Genomic DNA, 22266 nt, shown 5'->3' with positions numbered 1-22266 from the left:
TCCAGCTCCGGCTCGGCCGTGGCGGTGGCGCTCGGCATCGTCGACTTCGCGCTCGGCACCGACACGGCCGGCTCCGGCAGGGTCCCCGCCGCCTTCAACGGCATCGTCGGCCTGAAGCCCACCCGGGGCCTGGTCCCCACGGCCGGCGTGGTCCCGGCCTGCGCCTCGATCGACTGCGTCACGGTGTTCGCCCGCACCCTCCCGGAGGCCGAACAGGCCCTCGCCCACATGTCCTCCCCGCCCGACCGCACCCTCCCGCCCCTCCCCCAGCGCACCCCGGGCCCGTGGCGCGTCGCCGTCCCGCCACGCGAGCAGCTGGGCGAACTGGACGAGGGCTGGGCTCAGGCGTACGAGGCGGCGGTGACCCGCCTCACGGCCGCGGGCGCGGACGTGCGTCCCCTCGACCTCACTCCCTTCACCGAGGCCGCGGCCATGCTCTACCAGGGCGCGTTCGTGGCCGAGCGCTACACGGCGGTCGGGAGCTTCGTCGACAAGGCGATCGCGGACGGCGTCGACTCCCTCGACCCCACGGTCGCCGGCATCATCACCCGTGCCCGCGACATCCCGGCCCACCAGCTCTTCGCCGACCAGGACCGGCTCACAGCCCTGCGCACCCGCGCCCTCACCGAACTGGCCGACGCGGACGCCCTGTTGCTGCCGACGGCACCGGGCCACCCGACACTCGCCGAGGTCGCCGCCGACCCGCTGGGCGCGAACGCCCGCCTGGGCCGTTTCACCAACTCCACGAACCTCTTCGACCTGGCGGCCGTCGCCGTCCCCGCGGGCGAGGTGAACGGCCTCCCCTTCGGTGTCATGCTGATCGGCCCGGCCTTCACGGACGACCGCCTGGCCCGCGTCGCCGCCCTCCTCCAGCCGGAGACCCGCCTGGCGGTCGTGGGCGCCCACCTCTCGGGCCAGCCCCTGAACCCTCAGCTCCTGTCCCTGGGCGCCCAACTGGAGCAGACGACCACCACGGCCCCCGTCTACCGCCTCCACGCGCTCCGCACGACCCCGCCGAAGCCGGGCCTGGTCCACGTGGGCGAAGGCGGCGCCCCCGTCGAGGCCGAGATCTGGCGCCTCCCGCCCGAGGGCCTGGGCCGCCTCCTGACCACCCTCCCCCGCCCCATGGCCCTGGGCAGCGTCGAACTCTCCGACGGCACCCGGGCCCCGGGTTTCCTCTGCGAGCCCGGCGCCTTGCAGGACGCCCCGGACATCACGGAGTACGGCGGCTGGCGGAACTACCTGTCCCACTGAGCAAGGGCCCGCGCCCCTACCAGGGATCTCAGACAGGCTCGCGCCCCTCAGCCCGGGCAGCGCAGCAGGCTTGTACGCGCTCAGGGGCGTAGGCCGACTCCTGCTTCCCGGAGACGCCCGCCGCCTCTCGTCCTACCGAGGCATCGGCCAGCACTCACCTTCCCGAAGGATCCCGCCGGTTCTCGGCCCCGCGGGAGCGTCGGCCTCTCGTCCTTCTCGGAGAGCCCGCCGACTCTCACCCTTCCGGAGGACATCGGCCGGCTCTCGCCTTCCCCAGGGACGCCCGCCGACTGCTCGTGTCTTCCTCGGAAGCGCGAGCACGCCCTTGCCATCGGGGCGCGCGGGCAGGGCTGTTGTCTTTCAGGGACGCGGGGAACTGCGCGACCAGCCACACCCCACCCGCACCCGCACCCGCCGAAACAACCCGCCCGCCCCCACCGGGCGAGCCTCACCCCACCGACGAGTAGGCCACAACCCCCCTCAACAGCCCCTCCACAGCCTTACGCGCACTCTTCCCCACGCTCGACCCGGCCGGCGCCGCCGCCGAGACCTGCCCCAGCACATCGATCACCTGCTTGCACCAGCGCACAAAATCCCCCGCCGGCATGTCCGCCTCCCGCAGGACCTCGTCGAGCCCCGCCCCCGAGGCCCACATGTACGCGGCCCAGGCGAAGCCGAGATCGGGCTCCCGCTGCCCCACCCCTTCACTCTGCGTGATCCGGAACTCGTCCTCCAGCGCGTCCAGCCGCCCCCAGATCCGCACCATCTCCCCCAGAGCGGCCTTGGCGTTCCCGGACGGCAGCTTCGGCGCCATCGCATCGTCCGCGGCCCGAGCCTCGTACACCAGAGCGGATGCACACGCGGCAAGCTCGGCAGGTCCCAGCCCCTCCCAGACACCCGCCCGCAGACACTCGCTCGCCAGCAGATCCAGCTCGCCGTAGAGCCGCGCGAGCCGCTTCCCGTGCTCGGTGACCTCGTCGGCCCGCAGGTAGTCCAGCTCGGTCAGCAGGGCGACGATGCGATCGAAGGTCCGCGCGATCGTGTTGGTACGGCCCTCGATGCGCCGCTCCAGCTGTGCGGTGTCCCGCTTGAGCCGGTAGTAGCGCTCGGCCCAACGCGCGTGGTCCTCACGGTCGTTGCACCCGTGGCACGGATGCGCCCGCAGCTCGGCACGCAGCCGGGCGATCTCACGGTCGTCCGCGGCGGCAGCCCTCCGCTTGCGGTTCCGGTCGGGCACGAGGTGCCCGGCCTTGGTGCGCAGTGCCGACGCCAGATCCCGCCGCGACTGGGGCGAACGCGGGTTGAAGGACTTCGGGATCCGCATCCGCTCCAGCGCCTCCACCGGCACCGGGAAGTCCATGGACGCCAGCCGCTTGACCTGCCGCTCGGCGGTCAGCACCAGCGGGCGCGGCCCGTCGTGCTGCTCGAACCCACGGTGGCCGTTGGACCGCCCGGCGGGCAGCCCGGGGTCCAGCACGAGCGCCAGACCCGCGTACTTGCCGGTCGGGACGTGGATGACATCGCCCGGCTTCAGCTTCTCCAGCGCGACGGCCGCCTCGGCCCGCCGCTGGGCCGCGCCCTGCTTCGCCAGGTCGGTCTCGCGGTCCTTCAGCTCCCGCCGCAGGCGCGCGTACTCCTCGAAGTCCCCGAGGTGGCAGGTCATGGACTCCTGGTAGCCGTCCAGCCCCTCCTCGTTGCGCTGCACCTGACGGGAGATCCCGACGACCGACTTGTCGGCCTGGAACTGCGCGAAGGACGTCTCCAGCAGTTCCCGCGAGCGGTGCCGGCCGAACTGTTCGACGAGGTTGACCGCCATGTTGTACGACGGCTTGAAGCTGGAGCGCAGCGGATACGTGCGGGTGCCCGCGAGCCCGGCCAGATGGTCGGGGTTCATGCCACGCTGCCACAGCACCACCGCATGGCCCTCGACGTCGATGCCGCGCCGGCCGGCGCGCCCCGTCAACTGCGTGTACTCACCCGGCGTGATGTCGGCGTGCTGCTCGCCGTTCCACTTGACCAGCTTCTCCAACACCACCGAGCGGGCGGGCATGTTGATGCCGAGCGCGAGGGTCTCCGTGGCGAACACGGCCTTGACCAGACCGCGTACGAAGAGTTCCTCGACGACCTCCTTGAACGTCGGCAGCATGCCCGCGTGGTGGGCCGCGATGCCGCGCTCCAGGCCTTCCAACCACTCGTAGTAGCCGAGGACATGGAGGTCCTCGTTCGGGATGGACGCCGTGCGCTCCTCGACCAGGGCGCGGACCCGGAGCCGGGCGTCGTCGTCGTTCAGCCGGAGGCCCGCGTACAGGCACTGCTGGACGGCGGCCTCGCAGGCGGCGCGGCTGAAGATGAAGGTGATGGCGGGCAACAGGCCTTCGGAGTCGAGCCGTTCGATGACCTCGGGGCGGCTCGGGATCCAGATCCGGGAGCGCTGTCTGCGCTCGCGCTCCCGGTCGGCCTCGCGCATGGCGCGGCCGCGTCGGCGGTCCTGGTAGGAGGGACGGCTGGCCTCCATGCGCGCCATGCGCGTGAGGTCGGGGTTGACGGCCTTCTTGTTGCCCTCGCCCTCCTCGAAGAGGTCGTACATCCGCCGTCCGGCGAGCACGTGCTGGAACAGCGGCACGGGCCGGTGTTCGGAGACGATCACATCGGTGTCGCCGCGCACGGTGTCCAGCCAGTCGCCGAACTCCTCCGCGTTCGACACGGTGGCCGAGAGGGAGACGAGGGTGACCGACTCGGGCAGGTGGATGATCACCTCTTCCCAGACGGCGCCCCGGAAGCGGTCGGAGAGGTAGTGCACCTCGTCCATGACCACGTACCCGAGGCCGAGAAGCGTCTGGGAACCCGCGTACAGCATGTTCCGCAGCACCTCGGTGGTCATCACGACCACGGGGGCGTCGGAGTTGACGCTGTTGTCGCCGGTGAGCAGGCCGACCTTGTCGGCCCCGTAGCGGCGGCACAGGTCGGCGTACTTCTGGTTCGACAGCGCCTTGATGGGTGTCGTGTAGAAGCACTTCTTGCCCTGCGCGAGGGCGAGGTGGACGGCGAACTCGCCGACGATCGTCTTGCCCGAGCCGGTGGGAGCGGCCACCAGGACGCCCTTGCCCGTCTCCAGCGCCTGGCAGGCCTCGATCTGGAAGGGGTCGAGACCGAAGTCGTACATCGCGCGGAAGTCGGCGAGAGCGGTGGCCTGCTCGGCAGCGCGCTTGCGGGCTGCCGCGTACCGCTCGGCCGGTGAGAGGTCCTCTGTCATCGTGCTTTCGAGACTACCGGCCCCCACTGACAACAGGACGATCATTATCCGGATCGTGCCACCGTCGAGATCCGGACCGCCTTCCGTCCGAAAGGGAGTCCGAGAACGGCAGGGGCCCCACCGGGAACCTTCGGTGGGGCCTGCTGTCGTCGTCGACGCACACGGCGCGGTGGCCGGTGCTCAGGTGACGTCGTCGTAACCGTTGATCCGTTCCCGCTCGGACTCCGCCTGCGCGGGGAGCGCCCGGCTCGCCGACACGCTCTCGATCTCTCCGACGTCCTCGGGGGTGAGGTCCAGCTCGGAGGCCTCGTCGTCGTCGGGGCCCAGCGCCTCGCGCTGTCGCCTGCGCTTGTCGTTCAGCAGGGAGAACCCGGTGGCCACGAAGTAGAGCGCGATGATCGGCGCGGCGAGCGAGAGCATCGACACCGGGTCGACGGTCGGCGTGGCGAACGCGGCGAAGACGGTGACACCCATGATCATGGCGCGCCACCAGCCCAGCATTCGCTTTCCCGTGACCATGCCGGTCATGTTCAACATGACCAGCACGAGCGGCAGCTCGAAGGAGAGCCCGAAGACGATCACCATGCGGGTCACGAGGTCCAGCAGCTCGTCCAGGGGCAGCAGGTTGACGGCGTTGTCAGGAGTGAAGTCGAGCAGGACCTCGGCAGCCGCGGGCAGCACGTGGTACGAGAAGTAGGCGCCCACCATGAAGAGGGGGAAGCCCGCGGCCACGAACGCCATCGAGTAGCGCTTCTCGTGCCGGTGCAGACCGGGCGCGATGAAGGCCCAGAGCTGATAGAGCCAGACCGGGCTGGCGATGACCACACCGGCTGTCAGGGACACCTTGATCATCAGCGTGAACGGGCCCATCAGACCCGACATCGTGATGTTGCCGCAGGCTCCCCTGCTCTCCTTGGCGAGCTCCGTGAAGTCCCGCGTGCAGCCGACGGCCTCCTGGACGGGCCGGGTGAGGAAGTTGATGATCTCCTGGTAGAAGACCAGACCCACCACCGAGGCCACCACGATGGCCAGCATCGCCTTGCCGAGCCGGTTGCGGAGCTCGCGAAGGTGTTCCACGAGGGGCATCCGCCCCTCGGGATCCTTGTCCTTCTCCGTTTTGCGGGCAGACTTGAGCAACCCACGTCCTCATCTCGTGCGGCAGGCCGGAAGTCTCGTCCGGCCTTGCGTCAGCGCTTGGTGGTGTCCGTCGGCTCGGTGACCGGGCGGGAGCTGGTCACGTCGCCGGGGGCGGCCTGGATGGTGCGCTGCGCCGGGGCTTCGCCGCCGGGGTGCGGAGGCGCGGCCGCCGCGGTGGTGTCGTCCTGGCCGTCGGACTTCATGGCCTTGGCCTCGCTCTTGAGGATGCGGGCGGACTTGCCCAGCGAGCGCGCCATGTCCGGAAGCTTCTTCGCACCGAACAGCAGGATGATGACGACGAGGATCAGAATGATCTCGGTGGGGCCGAGCCTACCCATAGCTGTCTACCTTCTTCACCGAGGCGGCGGGTGGGGGCTGTCCGACCGGTCGGACAAGTGTCCGAACGATCGTGCTGGCAGCGATCGTAACGCTCAGGGGTAAACGTCAGGCAATCCCTGTGCGCACTCCCGATTCGCGACCCGGGCCTCGTTCGCCGTGCCGCGACAGGCAGCGTACCTGCCAAAGGTGAGAAGGTGACAGGGCGAAGTGGCGCAAAACGCACTCGCCGACCAAGTCACAGGGGCCTCGACCGGAACTCACAGAGCGTCCACAGAGCGGGCCGCGCTCGCCGTCGCCCGCTCCAGGTCCTCCGCCGCCCGATTGATCCGTCGCGCCGACTCCGTGACCTGTGCGCCCAGCCGCTGGGCCTCCAGAAAGACCCGCACGGCGAGCACCCCGAGCACGACAAGCCCCACGAAACCCACAGCCACCGCGAACATCGCCCAGAACATGCCGCCGACCCTAGAGCCTGCTCGGCACCTCATGCCAGCGAGGCGGGGCCCGGCACGCACACCCCCACAGGCGAACGACGCGAGCGGACGCACCCCGCCCACCGGCGGAGGTGAGCCGCCCCGACCCGACCGCGGAGCAGACGCTCACCCCGCCCCTGCCTCGCCCTAGCCCGCCGAATGCAGCCGCAGGGTCCGTACCCCGCCCCCGGTCAGCAGCTCCACGATCCGCTCACCGGCCGGCTTGCGGACGGCGGTGCCGCACTCGGGGCAGGTGAAGGAGTAGAAGGTGGTCTTGCTGGTGGCGCCGATGGCCAGGCGCAGCGCGCTCGCGCCCAGCTCGACATTGGCCCGGCAGTCGGGGCAGCCGGCTCGGAACACGACGTCGACCGCCTTCTTCATGCCCGCGAAAGCGACCGCCACGGTCACCTCCCGGAACTCCTGGATCTCCTGCACACCGGACTTCACACCGGCCTTCACACCGGCCTTCACGCCGGCCTTCACACCCGACACAACCGACCCGCCGCTCACAGCCCTCGCATCTCCCTGTCCCGGTCCTACCCCGTCGTCACGGTGTCGCCGCCGTGGTCACGACCTCGGCTCCGTGGTCACGACCTCGGCTCCGTGGTCACGGTCTCGTCGTCCCCGTCGCGTCATAGGCCGCCAGCGCCTCGCGGGCCGCCCGGCGGGCGCTGTCGGCGAGGTCCTGCGGGGAGACGATCCGGCCGTCGCGCCCGAGCCGCAGCGCGAGGCGCCGCAACGAGGTGGGGTCGGGGGTGCGCAGGCTGATGCGCAGCCCGCCGTCCGGCAGCTCCTCGGCGCTGTCGTGCGGGTAGTACTCGGCGACCCAGCGCCCGCCGGGCCCGACCTCGACGACGACCTCGGGATCCTCGGCGGCGGGCTGCACCAGCGCCTCCGACAGGTCCCGCAGCTCCACCTCGGGCGGCGCGGACGGCTCGTCGAGGATCTTGATCTCGGCGACCCGGTCCAGCCGGAAGGTACGGCGGGCCTCGGAGCGGCGGCACCATGCCTCGACATAGGTGTGCCCGACGCTGACGAGGCGGATCGGGTCGATCTCACGTTCGGTGACCTCGTCACGGGCGGGCGAGTAGTAGCGGATCCACAGCCGCCGCCGCTCCGAGATGGCCCGGTCGACGTCCGCGAAGACCCCGCCCTCGGCCTCGAAGGTGACCGACAGACGCGCGCTGGCACCCGCCGCCTCCCCGGCCGCCGTCTCGACCTTGGCGGTGGCCCGCAGCAGGGCCTGCCGGTCGCTCTCGCGCAGTCCGGGCAGCGTGGCCACCGCACGGGCGGCCACCAGCAGGGCGGTGGCCTCGTCGGCGGCGAGTCTGAGCGGCTCGGCCGCCTCCGCGCCGAGGGCGGCCGGGTTGTGCCACCAGATGCGCTCGCCGTCGGTGTCGATGTCGAGCAGATCACCGCCACGGAAGCTGGTCCCGCACATGGGCAGCACATCGAGGTCCGAGACCAGCTCGTCCTCGGTGATCCCGAAGGCACGGGCCACGTCCTCGATCCGGGCGCCGGGCCGCTCCCGCAGATACGTCACCAGGGAGAGCATCCGCCGGGTCTGGTCGATGGCGTTCCCCGGCCGCGCCGGTTTTCCCACCACGTTCTTACGTCCCCTCAACCCTTGGCCACGGCACGCAGCCGGTCCACCACATCGGCCCGCAGCTCGGCGGGCTCCAGGACCACCACGTCGGGCCCGAACTCCACCAGCCAGGCATCCAGACCGTGCCCGTACGGAATCTCCAACTCGTCCCAGCCGTCTGCGAGTTCCCGTACGGCGGAGGCCTTCGCCCGCAGCGGGTAGCCGGCGCCGGAACGCAGGCGGATCAGCGCGGAGCGGTCGGCGGTCTCCCCCGCCCAGCTCGCGACCGTCTCCCGCACGGTGACCACGTCCGGCACCTCGGCGGTGAAGGCACTGCCCCGGCTGCGGACCTTGCCGGTGATCCGGGAGAGCCTGAAGACCCGCTCGGCACCCCGGTCGCGGTCGAAACCGGCGAGGTACCAGTGACCGCGCCAGCACTCCAGCGCCCACGGCTCGACATGGCGGGGCTCGGGGCGGACGGCGGTGGCCTTGCGGTACTCGAACAGGACCGGGCGACGGTCCCGGCAGGCAAGCATCAGCGGTTCGAACGCGGCCTCGTGCACCGGGATACGCGGCTCCAGTGCGCCATGGGCCTCGTACGGATCGACGTCCTCGGGCAGCCCGGCCGCGCGCAGTTTCTGCAGAGCGCCGCTCGCGGCTCCGGCGAGGCGGGCCTGCTGCCAGACCTTCGCGGCGAGTCCGAGGGCCGCGGCCTCCTCGGCGTCGAGGGTGATGGGCGGAAGGCTGTTGCTGTCGCGGCGGGCCAGATAGCCCACCTCGCCCTCGAGGTTCTCCACCGTCTCGATGACCAGGCCGAGTTCGCGCAGATCGTCCTTGTCGCGCTCGAACATGCGGTTGAAGGAGTCGTCCGAACCGGCTGCGCTGCTTCCCGGCCCGGCGGCCTCGACATACGCCTCGATGGAATCCCGCAGCTCACGCTTGCTGAGCGGCCGGCGCGTCCCCAGCAGACACAGCGCCAGGTTCATCAACCGCTCGGCCTTGGCAATGGCCATCGACGCCCTTCCTATGGGTGTATCCGCGGCACGACCGTACCGCTACGAAGCGTCGCGGCAAAAGCCGAGGGTCCATGCCCGAACAGGCATGGACCCCAGACAGTCGAGACCGGTCGCGGCACGATCGGCCCCGACACGGCATGCGACAGATCAGACCCCGAGCAGGTCGACCACGAAGATCAGCGTCTCGCCCGGCTTGATCGCCGGAGTCGGGCTCTGGTTGCCGTAGGCGAGGTGCGCCGGGATGGTCAGCCGGCGGCGGCCACCGACCTTCATGCCCTGCACGCCCTGGTCCCAGCCCTTGATGACACGACCGCCACCGAGCGGGAAACGGAACGGCGCACCGCGGTTCCAGCTGGCGTCGAACTCCTCACCGGTGGAGAAGGACACACCCACGTAGTGCACGGTGACGGTCTGGCCCGCCTGGGCCACCTCGCCGTCGCCCTCCCAGATGTCCTTGATCTCCAGGTCCGCCGGCGGCTCACCCTCGGGGAAGTCGATCTCGGGCTTCTCAATGCTCACGTCTTCAGGCTCCTGCTTGTGTATGTACTGGGCAACGCGGGACAGTCTCGCATCCCGGGTGTCACATCTTCGCGAGGATGTCCACGGTGAACACCATCACGGAGTCCTTCTTGATGTCGCTGCCACTGGGCGGCGTGTCCCCGTAACCCAGCTTCGGCGGGATGACGATGAGAAGGCGACTGCCCACCTTCTTGCCGGTCATGCCCTGCGACCAGCCCTTGACGACCTGCGTCAACCCGAACGAACTCAGCGCCTCACGGCTGTACGAGGAGTCGAACTCCTTGCCGGTGTCCCAGAGGACGCCCTTGTACTGCACGAGCAGGCTGTCCTCGGCGCCGACCTCGGGGCCGTCGCCCTCGATGATGTAGTTCGCGACCAGCTTCGTCGGCGGGTCGACCTTCGGCACCTCGATGGAGGGGGCCTTGCCGTCGGTGTTGGTACCCACCTTCGGCAGATCCACGTTGTCCTGCGCGACCTTCGTGCCCTTCGCCGAACTCTTGGCGTTGAAGGTGTTCTGCACGTCGACGACGAAGACCAGCGTGTCGGTGCCCTTGATGCCCGCCTTCGAGTTGCCGTCCGGGCCGTAGCCCCAGGTCGGCGGCACGGCCATCTGGACACGGCTGCCGGCCTTCTTGCCGGTCAGCGCGTACCTCCAACCGTCGATGATGCCCTGCGGGCTGAGCTGGATGACCAGCGGCGTCTTACGGTCGTAGGAGTTGTCGAAGACCTTCGCCGTGGACCAGATCTGCCCCAGGTAGTTCGCCTGGATGTAGTCCCCCTCGGCGACCGTCTGCCCGCTGCCCGCGATGACCGTCTTCACCGCCAGGTCCTTCGACGGATCACCACTGCCCTTCGCCACGGTCGGCTTCTCGTCGAACTTCACCCCGTCCGTGATCGCCGGCAACGGCCCGTCCACGATCTTCGGCGGCTTCGCCCCACTCGCCGACGCGGACGGGCTACTGCTGGCCTTGGCCGAGTCGGACTCACCGTCACCACAGGCGGCGAGCGTGACCAGTCCAGCGGGGACAGCGATGAGGAGTGAGCGTCGGCGCACGGTGAAGGCCTCGTATCGGTCGATCTTGTCGGATGGCGTGCGCGCAACTCTACGACGTGAGAAGGGCGCCGTACGGCAAACGTACGGCGCCCCGCGTTGCGTTCCGGAAAGACTTCCGGAACATCGCTGCTCACATTCCCGCGATGAGCTTCTCCACCCGGTCGTCGACGGAACGGAACGGGTCCTTGCACAACACCGTGCGTTGTGCCTGGTCGTTGAGCTTGAGATGCACCCAGTCGACCGTGAAATCCCGACGCTGTTCCTGTGCGCGCCGGATGAAGTCCCCGCGCAGCCGCGCCCGAGTGGTCTGCGGCGGAACCGACTTGCCCTCGAAGATCTTCAAGTCATTGCAGATACGGGTGGCTTGACCTTTCCTCTCCAACAGGTAGTAGAGGCCACGACGACGGTGGATGTCGTGATATGCGAGGTCTATCTGCGCGACCCGCGGATGCGACATGGTCATGTTGTGCTTCGCCCGGTACCGCTCGATGAGCTTGTACTTCATCACCCAGTCGATTTCGGTACCGATCCGGTCGAGGTCCTCCGCCTCGATCGCGTCCAGAGTGCGGCCCCACAGCTCCAGGACCTGCTCGACGGTGCCTGTACGGATGCCGCGGCGCTCGACGAAGTCCACGGCCTTCTCGTAGTACTCGCGCTGCACCTCCAGCGCGGAGGCCTCACGGCCACTGGCCAGCCGCACCTTGCGACGGCCGGTCAGGTCATGGCTGACCTCACGGATCGCCCGGATCGGGTTCTCCAGGGTGAGGTCACGCATGACCGTGCCCGCCTCGATCATGCGCAGCACCAGGTCGGTGGCACCGACCTTCAGCAGCATGGTCGTCTCGGACATGTTCGAGTCGCCCACGATGACGTGGAGACGGCGGTACCGCTCGGCGTCCGCATGCGGCTCGTCGCGGGTGTTGATGATCGGCCGGGAGCGGGTGGTCGCCGAGCTGACGCCCTCCCAGATGTGCTCCGCGCGCTGGCTCACGCAGTACACCGCACCACGCGGGGTCTGCAGCACCTTGCCCGCACCACACAGCAGCTGCCGGGTGACGAGGAACGGAATCAGGATGTCCGCGAGCCGGGAGAACTCCCCGTGCCGCGCCACCAGATAGTTCTCATGGCAACCATATGAGTTGCCCGCCGAGTCCGTGTTGTTCTTGAAGAGGTAGACGTCGCCCGCGATTCCCTCCTCGTGCAGGCGGCGTTCGGCGTCGACCAGCAGTCCTTCGAGAATGCGCTCGCCGGCCTTGTCATGAGTGACGAGTTCGGTCACGTTGTCACATTCGGGTGTCGCGTATTCCGGATGTGAGCCCACGTCGAGATAGAGGCGGGCCCCGTTCCGCAGAAACACATTGCTGCTGCGGCCCCATGACACGACACGGCGGAAGAGGTACCGCGCCACCTCGTCAGGAGACAGACGGCGCTGTCCCCTGAACGTGCACGTGACGCCGTACTCGTTCTCCAGCCCGAAAATGCGGCGGTCCATGACTGAACATTACGCCCGATCCACCGAGCTGAAACGGGGTTCGGCAGCACGGTTTGGATCATTTTCCGATGAGACCGCAACCACCGCACCCTCAGAAGGAACAGCGAGAACCCTCCCCGTCGCCAGCAGAACCAGCAACGACACGGCCCCCGCGGCACCCGGCACCACGAACCCCCACAGCGTCCCGCCCCACTCGACGACCGGCCCCGCGACCGCCGTTCCGGCCGACTGGCCCACGGTGAACGTCGTCACGATCCAGGAGAACGCCTCCGTGACCGTGCCCCGTGGCGCGTGCCTGTCGACAAGGACGAACACACAGGCGATGGCCGGCGCCAGGAACACACCCGCGAGCGCCGTCAGCCCCGTCATGCCCACCGGACCGGGCATCAGCGTCAACGGCACGTAACAGACCGCCAGAAGCGCCACCAGCACCTGCAGACGACGCTCCGGCGCACCACTCCACTGCCGCGCGCCGTACACCGTGCCGCCCACGAGCGCCCCCAGCCCGACGCCCGCCATCAGCCAGCCGTAGACGGCGTCCCCACCGTTGTCGTCCGCGTAGGAGACGGCGGCGACGGTGATCGAGCCGAGCGCGACACCGACGAAGAGGAACGCGCCGAGCAGCGCCAGCAGCCCCGGCGAGCGCAGCGCGCCCAGCCAGTGGGCCTCACGCGGAGCGGAACGCCAGGCCCGCGACGGCGGCGAGACGACCACCCACAGAGCGCCGAGCACCCCGATGACACTGAGCACGACGAGCGCGGCCGACGCCGACCACAGCGCCACGCACAGGGTCACCAGCAGCGGCCCCACGGTGAACATGACCTCCTGCGCCACCGCGTCCATCGCGTACGCCGTGTGCACCTGCCCCTCCTTGTGCAGGACGGAGGACCACAGGGCCCGCAGCCCTCCCTCCAGAGGCGGCGTGAACAGCCCGGCGACCGCCATCGCGAGGTACGCCACCGGCAGCGGATCCAGCCCCGAGAGGGCGAAGACGGACATGGCGAGGGCGGCGACGACAGCCGCCGGCAACTGCACACGCGGCTGCCCGTGGAGGTCCACGAGCCGCCCCAGCAGCGGCTGCCCCACCGCGTTGGCGACGCCGTACACGGCGGCCAGCGCGCCCGCCAGACTGTAGGTGCCGCCCTCCGCGCGGACGAAGAGCACGATCGCGATCGCGGCGGTGGCGTTCGGCAACCTGCCCACCAGCGTTCCGGCGAGCAGCCGAGCGGCGTGCCGTGTCCTGAGGATCTCGAGATATCCGGCGGCCATGTCCTGCCTCTCGATGCGCTCTCGACGAGCGAAGTGTTACGTATAACGTCCGCCGTCATACGTACCATGTGCCCTGTCCACGAGTCCAGACGAGGGAGCAGGCCGACAGTGGCACGAGGTAGTACACGGCCCACGAGCCGTGACGTCGCCCAGGCCGCCGGCGTCTCCCAGGCCGCCGTCTCCCTGGTCCTCGGCGACAAATGGCGCGGCCGCGTCTCCGAGACCACGGCCGAACGCGTACGCGAAGCCGCGCGCGAACTGGGCTACCGGCCCAACCTCGCCGCCCGCAACCTCCGCCTCGGCCACACCCGGACCGTCCTGCTCGTCGTCCCCGCCCTGACCACCGAGTTCTTCGCGGGCGTCTACACAGGCGCCGCCCGCGTCGCCGCGCGCCACGGCTTCGGAGTGGTCCTGTACCCCTCCCCCGAAGGCGTCGGCCCCGCCCGCGACCCCTTCGCCTCCGCCCAGGCCGCCCTCGACGGCGTGATCGCCTCATCCATGGCCGCGGACGCCCTGACCGCGATCCGGGGCGACCAACTGCCCCTGGTGATGCTGGACAGCGACCCCGAAGGCAGCCTGGGCGCCGCCACCGTCAACCTCGACATCCGCGACGGCGTACGACAGGTCGCCGAACACCTGCTCGCGCTCGGACACCGCCACTTCCTGCACCTGGCCGCCGACATCCCCTCCTGGACCTTCGACGTCCGCGCCCGCGAACTGACGGCCCGGATCGGCTCGACACCCGGCACGTCCCTGCGCACGGCCGCCGCACCGATCTCCATCGACGGGGCACTGGCCGCCGCGGAAGGCGCGCTGAACGGACCCGGGAACCGGCCCACCGCGGTCGTCTGCGACGACGACAAACTGGCCGCCGGCGCCTACAAGGCCGCGCGACGGCTCGGCCTGCGGGTACCGGAGGACGTCTCCGTGACCGGACTCGACGACCTGGCCCTCGCCACCGCCCTCGACCCCGAGCTGACGACCGTACGGCTGGACTCCGAGCTGTTCGGGGAACGGGGCATGGAAGCGCTGCTGGCCGTCCTGGAGGGCCGCACGCCCGCGGAGGGGGACATTCCCGTGGAGTTGGTGGTGCGGGCGTCCACGGCACCACCAGGGCCCTGACGAGGGCCGCCCGACCGCGGGACGACCGTGGCCGCTCACGCAGTTCCCCGCGCCACCATCAGGGGCACTCCAGTGCCGCCTCAGAACGCCGCGCGCCCCGGCCTGTGCCGGCCGGGGCGCACTACGGGCGGGGCGTTTCCGAAAACGCCGGTACTACTCGTCCTCGTCGGCGCTCTCGGCCTCCGTCGCGGCACCGTCGATCTCCAACAGGCGGCCCAGCTGGCGACCCACGATGCGCTTGAACTTGCGCTTCTGAGGGCGGGTACGGTCGAGGACGGCGACCTCCAGACGCTCGGCGGGAATCTCCCGCTCGGTGCCATTGGTGTCGCGGGACAGGGCCTGCACGGCGAGCTTCAGGGCCTCCGCCAAAGACATACCGTCCTCATGGCGCTGGTCCAGATACGTGCTGATCTGCTCGGCGTTACCACCGACCGCGACCGAGCCGTGCTCGTCCACGATCGAACCGTCGTGCGGCAGCCGATAGATCTGATCGCCCTCGGGGGTCTCCCCCACCTCGGCCACGACCAGCTCCACCTCGTACGGCTTCTCGGCCGCCGAGGAGAAGATCGTGCCCAGCGTCTGGGCGTAGACGTTGGCGAGACCACGAGCGGTCACGTCGTCACGGTCGTAGGTGTAACCACGGAGGTCGGCGTAGCGCACCCCACCGATCCGCAGGTTCTCGTACTCGTTGTACTTACCGGCGGCCGCGAAGCCGATCCGGTCGTAGATCTCGCTGAACTTGTGCAGCGCACGGGACGGGTTCTCGCCGACGAACACAATGCCGTCGGCATACTGCAGCACGACCAGGCTGCGGCCACGGGCGATGCCCTTGCGGGCGTACTCCGCCCGGTCGGCCATCGCCTGCTGGGGTGAGACATAGAACGGCGTCGACACCGGCTATCCGTCCCTTTCTGTCGAAGTCACTGGATCACCTTGATAAGAGGGCCGTCGACCGGACCGGCTAGAGCAGCGCGGCGCGCGGGCCGTCGGGCTGCTCCAGACGCCGCTCCAGGATCGAGCGGGCGATCTCGGAGGACTCCTCGTCGGTGAGCCGGCGGAAGCCGTCCTCGGTGATCACGGTGACGATGGGGTAGATCCGGCGGGCGACATCGGGGCCACCGGTGGCCGAGTCGTCGTCTGCCGCGTCGTAGAGGGCCTGGATCACGAGGGTCGTGGCCTCGTCCTCGGTGAGGTCGGCACGGAAGAGCTTCTTCATCGCGCCGCGCGCGAAGATCGAGCCGGAACCGGTGGCCGCGTAGCCGCTCTCCTCGGAGCGACCACCCGTCACGTCGTAGGAGAAGATGCGGCCCTTGTTCCGGTCGACGTCGAAACCGGCGAAGAGCGGGACGACGGCCAGGCCCTGCATGGCCATGCCCAGGTTGGAACGGATCATGGTCGACAGACGGTTGGCCTTGCCCTCCAAGGAGAGCTGGGCGCCTTCGACCTTCTCGAAGTGCTCCAGCTCCAGCTGGAACAGCTTCACCATCTCCACGGCCAGACCGGCCGTGCCGGCGATCCCCACCGCCGAGTACTCGTCCGCCGGGAACACCTTCTCGATGTCCCGCTGCGCGATCATGTTCCCCATCGTGGCCCGGCGGTCACCGGCGAGCACCACACCACCGGGGAACGACACGGCCACGATCGTCGTGCCGTGCGGGGCCTCGATGACGCCCTGGACCGGCGGCAGCTGCCGCTTGCCGGGAAGCATCTCCGGCTGATGGTCCGACAGGAAGTCCATGAAGGACGACGACCCAGGCGTCAGGAAGGCAGCTGGTAGACGCCCGGTGCTACGAGTGTTGGCTTCCACGCGTTTCCTTCCACGTATGTCGCAGCCCGCCTTATGACGTCGGGCCGATCCTTGAACTGCCCCAGCGCCGCGTTACAGCTGAAGCACAGTACGCCTCGGACCCTACCCGTCTCGTGGCAGTGATCCACATGCACGGCGGGAGCAGCAAGACATATGCAACAGATGCCTTGCTGTGCCGCGACCATGGCGTCCAACTCCACTGGCGTGAGGCCGTACTTGCGCTTGAAGTAGCTGACGCGATTCCGTTCCGCACGGCACTCTCGGCAGTAGCTCGCCCAGCCGTCTGAGGAAGCCTTGTTCCGCTCCCACACCGTGTGGGGCTTGACTTCGCCGCAATCCGGACAGCGCTTGTGCCCTGACGGGGCATGCACCTTGGCGCGTACCGCTTTCCCTTTGGCCTCCTGGCGCTGCCGGTAGTACTCGGCTGAGCACTCCCGGCAATACGCCTGGAGGCCATCAGGCATGGACTTGTTCTTCGCAAAGGCGCCGCGCGGCTTGGACTCATTGCACCGCGAACAGCGCCTTGCCCCCGATTCCTCGGCCACTACCCTAGACCTACACTCACCTTCGATTCGAAGGAAAATGGACCCCTACTGCCCGCCTTTTTGCACAAATGACCTCACGAAATCCTCTGCGTTCTCCTCGAGTACATCATCGATTTCGTCCAGAACCGAGTCCACGTCGTCGCTCAGCTTCTCCTGTCGTTCCTTGAGGTCCTCCGATGCCTGCGCCTCCGGCGCCGCCTCGGTCTCCTCGGTGGAACGGGTCGCCTTCTGCTGGCCGCCGCCGGTGTCCTTGGTCGCCATAACCCTCACCCCGCTCAGTTCGCCCGACATGGTCGACAGGTCGGCTTTCCTGCCGATCGGTCATGATCAGACCCTACAAGCCGGGTCTGACATTGGCCCCGTTGTTTCCACAACGTCCGGGGGCCACCTCGATGATTCCCGGACGCCGCTGTTTCCACCCTGTCCGGCGGAATCGGATCACAGCCCGGTTCAGCGGCCGGACAGTACCCTGACCAGGTCTTCTGCCGTGCGGCAGCGGTCCAGGAGCTCCTTGACGTGATTTCGCGTTCCGCGAAGCGGTTCGAGGGTTGGGACGCGCTGGAGCGAATCCCGGCCCGGGAGATCGAAGATCACCGAGTCCCAGGAGGCCGCCGCGACGTCGTCCGCGTACTGCTCCAGACAGCGGCCGCGGAAGTACGCCCGGGTGTCCTCCGGCGGCTTCGTGCGGGCCCGGTCGACGTCCGTCTCGTCCAGGAGGCGCTTCATCTTGCCGCGGGCCGCGAGACGGTTGTAGAGGCCCTTCTCGGCGCGTACGTCGGCGTACTGAAGGTCCACGAGGTGGAGCCGGGCGGCGTCCCAGTCGAGGTCGTCGCGGCGCCGGTAGCCCTCCATGAGTTCCCGCTTGGCAACCCAGTCCAGCTCGCCGGAAAGGCTCATCGGGTCATTCTCGAGCCGGTTGAGCGTGTCCTCCCACCTGCTCAGGACGTCCTTCGTCTGGTCGTCCGCGTCCGCCCCGAACCGCTCCTCCACGTACTTGCGCGACAGCTCGTAGTACTCCATCTGCAGCTGCACGGCGGTCAGGGTGCGCCCGCTGCGGAGGGTGACGAGGCGTTGCAGGGTCGGGTCGTGCGAGACCTGGTGCAGGGTGCGTACGGGCTGGTCGACGGCCAGGTCGACGGCGATGAAGCCGTCCTCGATCATCGACAGCACCAGGGCCGTCGTGCCGAGCTTCAGATAGGTGGAGATCTCCGAGAGGTTCGCGTCGCCGATGATCACGTGGAGGCGGCGGTACTTCTCCGCGTCCGCGTGGGGTTCGTCCCGGGTGTTGATGATGGGGCGCTTGAGGGTGGTCTCCAGGCCGACCTCGACCTCGAAGTAGTCGGCGCGCTGGCTGAGCTGGAAGCCGTGTTCGTGGCCGTCCTGGCCGATGCCGACGCGGCCGGCGCCGGCGAAGACCTGGCGGGAGACGAAGAACGGCGTGAGGTGGCGCACGATGTCCGAGAAGGCGGTCTCCCGCTTCATCAGGTAGTTCTCGTGCGTGCCGTAGGAGGCGCCCTTGTTGTCGGTGTTGTTCTTGTAGAGGTGGATCGGCTGGGCGCCGGGGAGCTGGGCGGCGCGTTCGGCGGCTTCGGCCATGATGCGTTCGCCGGCCTTGTCCCACAGGACGGCGTCGAGGGGATTGGTGACCTCGGGGGCGCTGTATTCGGGGTGGGCGTGGTCGACGTAGAGCCGTGCTCCGTTGGTGAGGATGACGTTGGCGAGGCCGATGTCCTCGTCGGTGAGCTGGCTGGAGTCGGCGGAGTCGCGGGCGAGGTCGAAGCCTCGCGCGTCCCGCAGCGGGTTCTCCTCCTCGAAGTCCCAGCGGGCCCGGCGGGCCCGGTGCATCGCCGCGGCGTAGGCGTTGACGATCTGGGACGAGGTGAGCATGGCATTGGCATTGGGGTGGCCGGGGACGGAGATCCCGTACTCCGTCTCGATGCCCATTACTCGCCGTACGGTCATGCGGCCCTCCTTGCCCGGCGGCGTCCTCGGTCGGGGACGCTGCTCAAGTACCGCTGGCGCTCCGGTGCGTGTGCGGTGCCCGTCCCCGCACTGCGCGACTCGGCGGTACGGAAGAGCCTAGAACGGCTCTGCGCTGGTGGGGAGATCATTTGCGTCATTGCCTTGCTCCGGCCGTTGCCCGAAAAACAGTCGGCTGCGGGTACCCACTGAGGGCACCCGCAGCCGCCCTGTGTTTTACAGGTACTGTCCGGTGTTCGCCACCGTGTCGATGGAGCGTCCGGTGTCGGAGCCCTGCTTTCCGGTGATCAGCGTACGGATGTAGACGATCCGTTCGCCCTTCTTTCCGGAGATTCGGGCCCAGTCGTCCGGGTTGGTGGTGTTGGGCAGGTCCTCGTTCTCCTTGAACTCGTCCACGCAGGCCTGGAGGAGGTGGGAGACGCGGAGGCCCTTCTGGTTCTTGTCGAGGAAGTCCTTGATCGCCATTTTCTTGGCGCGGCCGACGATGTTCTCGATCATGGCGCCGGAGTTGAAGTCCTTGAAGTAGAGGACTTCCTTGTCTCCGTTGGCGTAGGTGACTTCCAGGAAGCGGTTTTCCTCGGTTTCGGCGTACATGTGTTCCACTGCCGTCTGGATCATGCTCTGGACGGTGCCGGACCTGGAGCCGCTGTGTTCGCCGAGGTCGTCCGCGTGCAGCGGCAGACGCTCGGTGAGGTACTTCTGGAAGATGTCCTTCGCCGATTCGGCGTCCGGACGCTCGATCTTGATCTTCACGTCGAGCCGGCCGGGGCGCAGGATGGCGGGGTCGATCATGTCCTCGCGGTTGGAGGCGCCGATGACCACGACGTTCTGCAGGCCTTCCACGCCGTCGATCTCGGCGAGCAGCTGGGGGACGATGGTGTTCTCCACGTCCGAGCTGACGCCTGATCCGCGGGTGCGGAAGAGGGATTCCATCTCGTCGAAGAAGACGATGACGGGTGTGCCCTCGCTGGCCTTTTCCCTGGCACGCTGGAAGACGAGGCGGATCTGCCGCTCGGTCTCGCCGACGTACTTGTTGAGGAGTTCGGGGCCCTTGATGTTGAGGAAGAAGCTCTTGCCGGTGGCCTGTCCGGTGACCTCGGCGACTTTTTTGGCCAGTGAGTTGGCCACGGCCTTGGCGATGAGCGTCTTGCCGCATCCGGGGGGTCCGTAGAGGAGGACGCCCTTCGGTGGGCGGAGTTCGTGCTCCTTGAACAGGTCCGGGTAGAGGTAGGGGAGCTCGACGGCGTCGCGGATCATCTCGATCTGGTTGCCGAGGCCACCGATCTGCTCGTAGCCGATGTCCGGGACCTCTTCGAGGACGAGTTCCTCGACCTCGCTCTTGGGCACGACTTCATAGACGTAGCCGGAGCGGGGTTCGAGCAGGAGGGCGTCGCCGGGGCGGATGGTGATGTCCAGCAGCGGCTCGGCGAGCCGTACCACCCGTTCCTCGTCGGTGTGCCCCTGTACGAGGGCGCGCTCGCCGTCCTCGAGGATCTCCTTGAGGGTGACGATGTCGCCGACGCTCTCGTACTCCATGGCCTCGACCACGTTGAGCGCTTCGTTGAGCATTACTTCCTGGCCGCGCCGGAGCTCTTCCAGGTCGACGCTGGGGCTGACGTTCACCCGGAGCTTTCGGCCTCCGGTGAAGATGTCGGCCGTGCCGTCCTCGTTCGCCGTGAGGAAGACACCGAAGCCGGCCGGTGGCTGTGCGAGCCGGTCGACTTCCTCCTTGAGGGCCACGATCTGGTCGCGGGCCTCACGGAGTGTGTTGGCGAGCCGCTCGTTCTGTGCGGACACGCCGGCCAGATTGGTCTGCAGCTCGACGATCCGCTCTTCGAGAATCCTCGTGTGTCGCGGAGAGTCGGCGAGCTTACGTCGCAGGACGGCGATCTCCTGCTCAAGATAGGCAATCTGCCCGGCAGGGTCGTCGGACCCTCGTCCCGGGCGGATGCCGCGGTTCATGTCGTCGTCGTGGGCTGCCACGGTCCTCACCTCCTCCAAGGGGAGCTGGACGCTTCCAGACCCTACCTGGGTGGGTGTCGATTGAAACCCCTAGATCACAAAGACGGTCGGGGTGTGTCCGATCTTCACCCTTGCGCTCTCCCTCACGCCAGGGGAATACCCACAGAACATGATTGGGAAGCCGCCCCAGGTAGGGTCGAAGTGTTCAACACCCGTCAGAGCCCGCATCGTTCCCGACCGGCTCGACGATCTAGACGGCAGGAGACATGACCGTGCAGCAGGAGGCCGGGGCCGAGGGTGGGCCGCTCGAGGTCTGGATCGACCAGGATCTCTGCACCGGTGACGGCATCTGTGTCCAGTACGCGCCCGAGGTGTTCGAGCTGGACATCGACGGGCTGGCGTACGTGAAGGGTTCGGGCGACGAGTTGCTGCAGGCCCCGGGGGCCACAACGCCCGTTCCGCTGCCGCTTCTCACGGATGTCGTGGACTCGGCGAAGGAGTGTCCGGGCGAGTGCATCCATGTACGTCGCGTTTCGGACAGGGTCGAGGTCTTCGGACCTGACGCGGAGTGACCTGTCGGGTGCTCCGCGTGGACCTGTGTCTGCTTTCTCACACCGGGTTTGCCGGGTGATCACTTCCCGTTCGCCCGGGGTGGGCGGTGTCAGACGTTTTGCGCTCCGGCGGGCGTCGAGCGTACGAACGCCCCGTTCTTCCACTGCCACTTGACACGGTCCGTGACGTCGGGGCAGCAGTTGGGTACGTCGGCCGACGAGTAGCCGTGCAGGGTCGCGGTGACGACGGCGTCATGGACGGCGAAGTCGGAGACGCTCTTGCGGTTCTTCGGGTTCACGAGGGTGGCGACGACCCGGGGCCGTGCGGCGTCGGTGGAGCGGGTGAGGACGTACACGCCGTCGGGCGGGGTGCCCATGCTGGCGTCGCAGTGCACGACGGCCACGGTTTCGGGGCGGCCGTCTCCGTCGAGGTCCCCGGAGCCCTTCTTCTTCACGACGACGCCGGCGGTCCCGCAGTCGAGCGGGAGGTCGACCTCGGCGGGGTCGGGGGCCGCCACGACGGCCGGGGCCGGGTTGGCCTTCGGGACGGGCTGGGCCGCTCTCGCCGCATCGGGTTGGAGGGCGGACGACAGGGCGACGACCCCGGCGAGGGCGGTGGCCGTGGCGAGCCAGTGGATGGGGCGGGTGTGCGTGTGTGCCAGTTCCGGGACGGCGGATTGCTGCACTAGGAGCGTCTCCTGAGGGTGCTGTGCCGGTTGGGATGACCCGCATGGTGCCACACGTCACAGTGGGGGTGGAACGGCGGGGTACGTGGTTCCCGCAGCCTTCTGGTGGCGCGTCAACGGGAGAGCGCCGTGGCCCAGTTCCCGGGCGCTGTCGGGAAGTCGGCGACGTCAGGGGCGCGTTGTACGCGGCGGGTGGGCGGCCCGCGACGCCGGGGTGGGCGGCGT

General features: G+C 68.8%; 21 protein-coding genes. 3 read left to right on the top strand and 18 right to left on the bottom strand.

The window, feature by feature from the left end; all coding sequences use genetic code 11:
• The coding region (locus AWZ10_RS23390; RefSeq protein ID WP_060891974.1) for an amidase family protein at nucleotides 1-1254 on the top strand (1254 nt) is incomplete at its 5' end.
• A gap of 448 nt (nucleotides 1255-1702) precedes the next feature.
• On the opposite strand, the gene AWZ10_RS23385 is transcribed toward AWZ10_RS23390, so the two are convergent.
• The 11 genes from AWZ10_RS23385 to AWZ10_RS23335 all read right to left on the bottom strand — a co-directional run bounded on the left by AWZ10_RS23385 (nucleotide 1703) and on the right by AWZ10_RS23335 (nucleotide 13388).
• The gene (locus AWZ10_RS23385; protein ID WP_060891973.1) at nucleotides 1703-4552 is read right to left on the bottom strand and encodes a DEAD/DEAH box helicase; all 2850 of its coding nucleotides are present in this window, start codon (nucleotides 4550-4552) and stop codon (nucleotides 1703-1705) included.
• 135 nt (nucleotides 4553-4687) lie between these two features.
• Nucleotides 4688-5644, bottom strand: coding sequence for a twin-arginine translocase subunit TatC (gene tatC / locus AWZ10_RS23380; protein ID WP_060891972.1), 957 nt, complete (start codon nucleotides 5642-5644; stop codon nucleotides 4688-4690).
• A 50-nt stretch (nucleotides 5645-5694) separates the two neighbouring features.
• Nucleotides 5695-5982: a Sec-independent protein translocase subunit TatA gene (tatA, locus tag AWZ10_RS23375; protein WP_060891971.1), complete on the bottom strand. Its 288-nt coding sequence runs from the start codon at nucleotides 5980-5982 to the stop codon at nucleotides 5695-5697.
• A 258-nt stretch (nucleotides 5983-6240) separates the two neighbouring features.
• Nucleotides 6241-6435 (bottom strand): hypothetical protein, encoded by a 195-nt coding sequence (locus AWZ10_RS23370; RefSeq protein ID WP_060891970.1) that lies wholly within the window; start codon nucleotides 6433-6435, stop codon nucleotides 6241-6243.
• A gap of 165 nt (nucleotides 6436-6600) precedes the next feature.
• Entirely contained in the window at nucleotides 6601-6900 is a 300-nt protein-coding gene (locus AWZ10_RS23365; protein ID WP_234361241.1) for a hypothetical protein, read from the bottom strand.
• Nucleotides 6901-7060: 160 nt separating this feature from the next.
• Nucleotides 7061-8059 carry a helix-turn-helix transcriptional regulator gene (locus AWZ10_RS23360; protein ID WP_107084625.1) on the bottom strand — a complete coding sequence of 333 codons (999 nt, stop codon included), beginning with the start codon at nucleotides 8057-8059 and terminating at the stop codon, nucleotides 7061-7063.
• Nucleotides 8060-8073: 14 nt separating this feature from the next.
• Nucleotides 8074-9051: a helix-turn-helix transcriptional regulator gene (locus AWZ10_RS23355; RefSeq protein ID WP_046707743.1), complete on the bottom strand. Its 978-nt coding sequence runs from the start codon at nucleotides 9049-9051 to the stop codon at nucleotides 8074-8076.
• Between the two features lie 150 nt (nucleotides 9052-9201).
• Complete coding sequence (locus AWZ10_RS23350) at nucleotides 9202-9573, bottom strand: FKBP-type peptidyl-prolyl cis-trans isomerase (RefSeq protein WP_046707742.1); 372 nt, start codon at nucleotides 9571-9573, stop codon at nucleotides 9202-9204.
• Nucleotides 9574-9634: 61 nt separating this feature from the next.
• The gene (locus AWZ10_RS23345; protein ID WP_046707741.1) at nucleotides 9635-10627 is read right to left on the bottom strand and encodes an FKBP-type peptidyl-prolyl cis-trans isomerase; all 993 of its coding nucleotides are present in this window, start codon (nucleotides 10625-10627) and stop codon (nucleotides 9635-9637) included.
• A 130-nt stretch (nucleotides 10628-10757) separates the two neighbouring features.
• Entirely contained in the window at nucleotides 10758-12119 is a 1362-nt protein-coding gene (pafA, locus tag AWZ10_RS23340; protein ID WP_037701799.1) for a Pup--protein ligase, read from the bottom strand.
• Between the two features lie 9 nt (nucleotides 12120-12128).
• Nucleotides 12129-13388 carry an MFS transporter gene (locus AWZ10_RS23335; RefSeq protein ID WP_060891969.1) on the bottom strand — a complete coding sequence of 420 codons (1260 nt, stop codon included), beginning with the start codon at nucleotides 13386-13388 and terminating at the stop codon, nucleotides 12129-12131.
• 108 nt (nucleotides 13389-13496) lie between these two features.
• Between AWZ10_RS23335 and AWZ10_RS23330 the strand changes: the two genes are divergently transcribed.
• Nucleotides 13497-14510, top strand: coding sequence for a LacI family DNA-binding transcriptional regulator (locus AWZ10_RS23330; protein WP_046707739.1), 1014 nt, complete (start codon nucleotides 13497-13499; stop codon nucleotides 14508-14510).
• Between the two features lie 153 nt (nucleotides 14511-14663).
• On the opposite strand, the gene prcA is transcribed toward AWZ10_RS23330, so the two are convergent.
• The 6 genes from prcA to arc all read right to left on the bottom strand — a co-directional run bounded on the left by prcA (nucleotide 14664) and on the right by arc (nucleotide 20825).
• Nucleotides 14664-15404, bottom strand: a complete 741-nt coding sequence (gene prcA, locus AWZ10_RS23325) for a proteasome subunit alpha (RefSeq protein WP_046707738.1) — start codon at nucleotides 15402-15404, stop codon at nucleotides 14664-14666.
• Nucleotides 15405-15471: 67 nt separating this feature from the next.
• Nucleotides 15472-16317, bottom strand: coding sequence for a proteasome subunit beta (gene prcB, locus AWZ10_RS23320; protein WP_046707737.1), 846 nt, complete (start codon nucleotides 16315-16317; stop codon nucleotides 15472-15474).
• The gene (locus AWZ10_RS55770; RefSeq protein WP_408992031.1) at nucleotides 16269-16502 is read right to left on the bottom strand and encodes an endonuclease VII domain-containing protein; all 234 of its coding nucleotides are present in this window, start codon (nucleotides 16500-16502) and stop codon (nucleotides 16269-16271) included. The genes prcB and AWZ10_RS55770 overlap by 49 nt, the downstream gene beginning before the upstream one ends.
• Nucleotides 16503-16907: 405 nt before the next feature.
• On the bottom strand, nucleotides 16908-17123 hold the full coding sequence (locus AWZ10_RS23315; RefSeq protein WP_045557092.1) for a ubiquitin-like protein Pup: 216 nt from the start codon (nucleotides 17121-17123) through the stop codon (nucleotides 16908-16910).
• Nucleotides 17124-17312: 189 nt separating this feature from the next.
• Nucleotides 17313-18824 carry a depupylase/deamidase Dop gene (gene dop / locus AWZ10_RS23310; protein ID WP_341846093.1) on the bottom strand — a complete coding sequence of 504 codons (1512 nt, stop codon included), beginning with the start codon at nucleotides 18822-18824 and terminating at the stop codon, nucleotides 17313-17315.
• A 234-nt stretch (nucleotides 18825-19058) separates the two neighbouring features.
• A complete protein-coding gene (arc, locus tag AWZ10_RS23305) occupies nucleotides 19059-20825 on the bottom strand; it encodes a proteasome ATPase (protein WP_046707750.1) in 1767 nt (588 codons plus the stop codon).
• Between the two features lie 245 nt (nucleotides 20826-21070).
• Here arc and AWZ10_RS23300 point away from each other — a divergent pair, with 245 nt between their 5' ends.
• A complete protein-coding gene (locus AWZ10_RS23300; RefSeq protein ID WP_046707734.1) occupies nucleotides 21071-21376 on the top strand; it encodes a ferredoxin in 306 nt (101 codons plus the stop codon).
• An 89-nt stretch (nucleotides 21377-21465) separates the two neighbouring features.
• Here the strand turns inward: AWZ10_RS23300 and AWZ10_RS23295 are convergent, their stop codons facing one another.
• Nucleotides 21466-22041 (bottom strand): hypothetical protein, encoded by a 576-nt coding sequence (locus tag AWZ10_RS23295; RefSeq protein ID WP_046707733.1) that lies wholly within the window; start codon nucleotides 22039-22041, stop codon nucleotides 21466-21468.
• Nucleotides 22042-22266 lie beyond the last annotated feature (225 nt).

Source organism: Streptomyces europaeiscabiei (assembly GCF_001550375.1).
In the GTDB taxonomy this organism is placed as follows: domain Bacteria; phylum Actinomycetota; class Actinomycetes; order Streptomycetales; family Streptomycetaceae; genus Streptomyces; species Streptomyces europaeiscabiei.
This window is presented reverse-complemented; position numbering and strand designations above follow the sequence as displayed.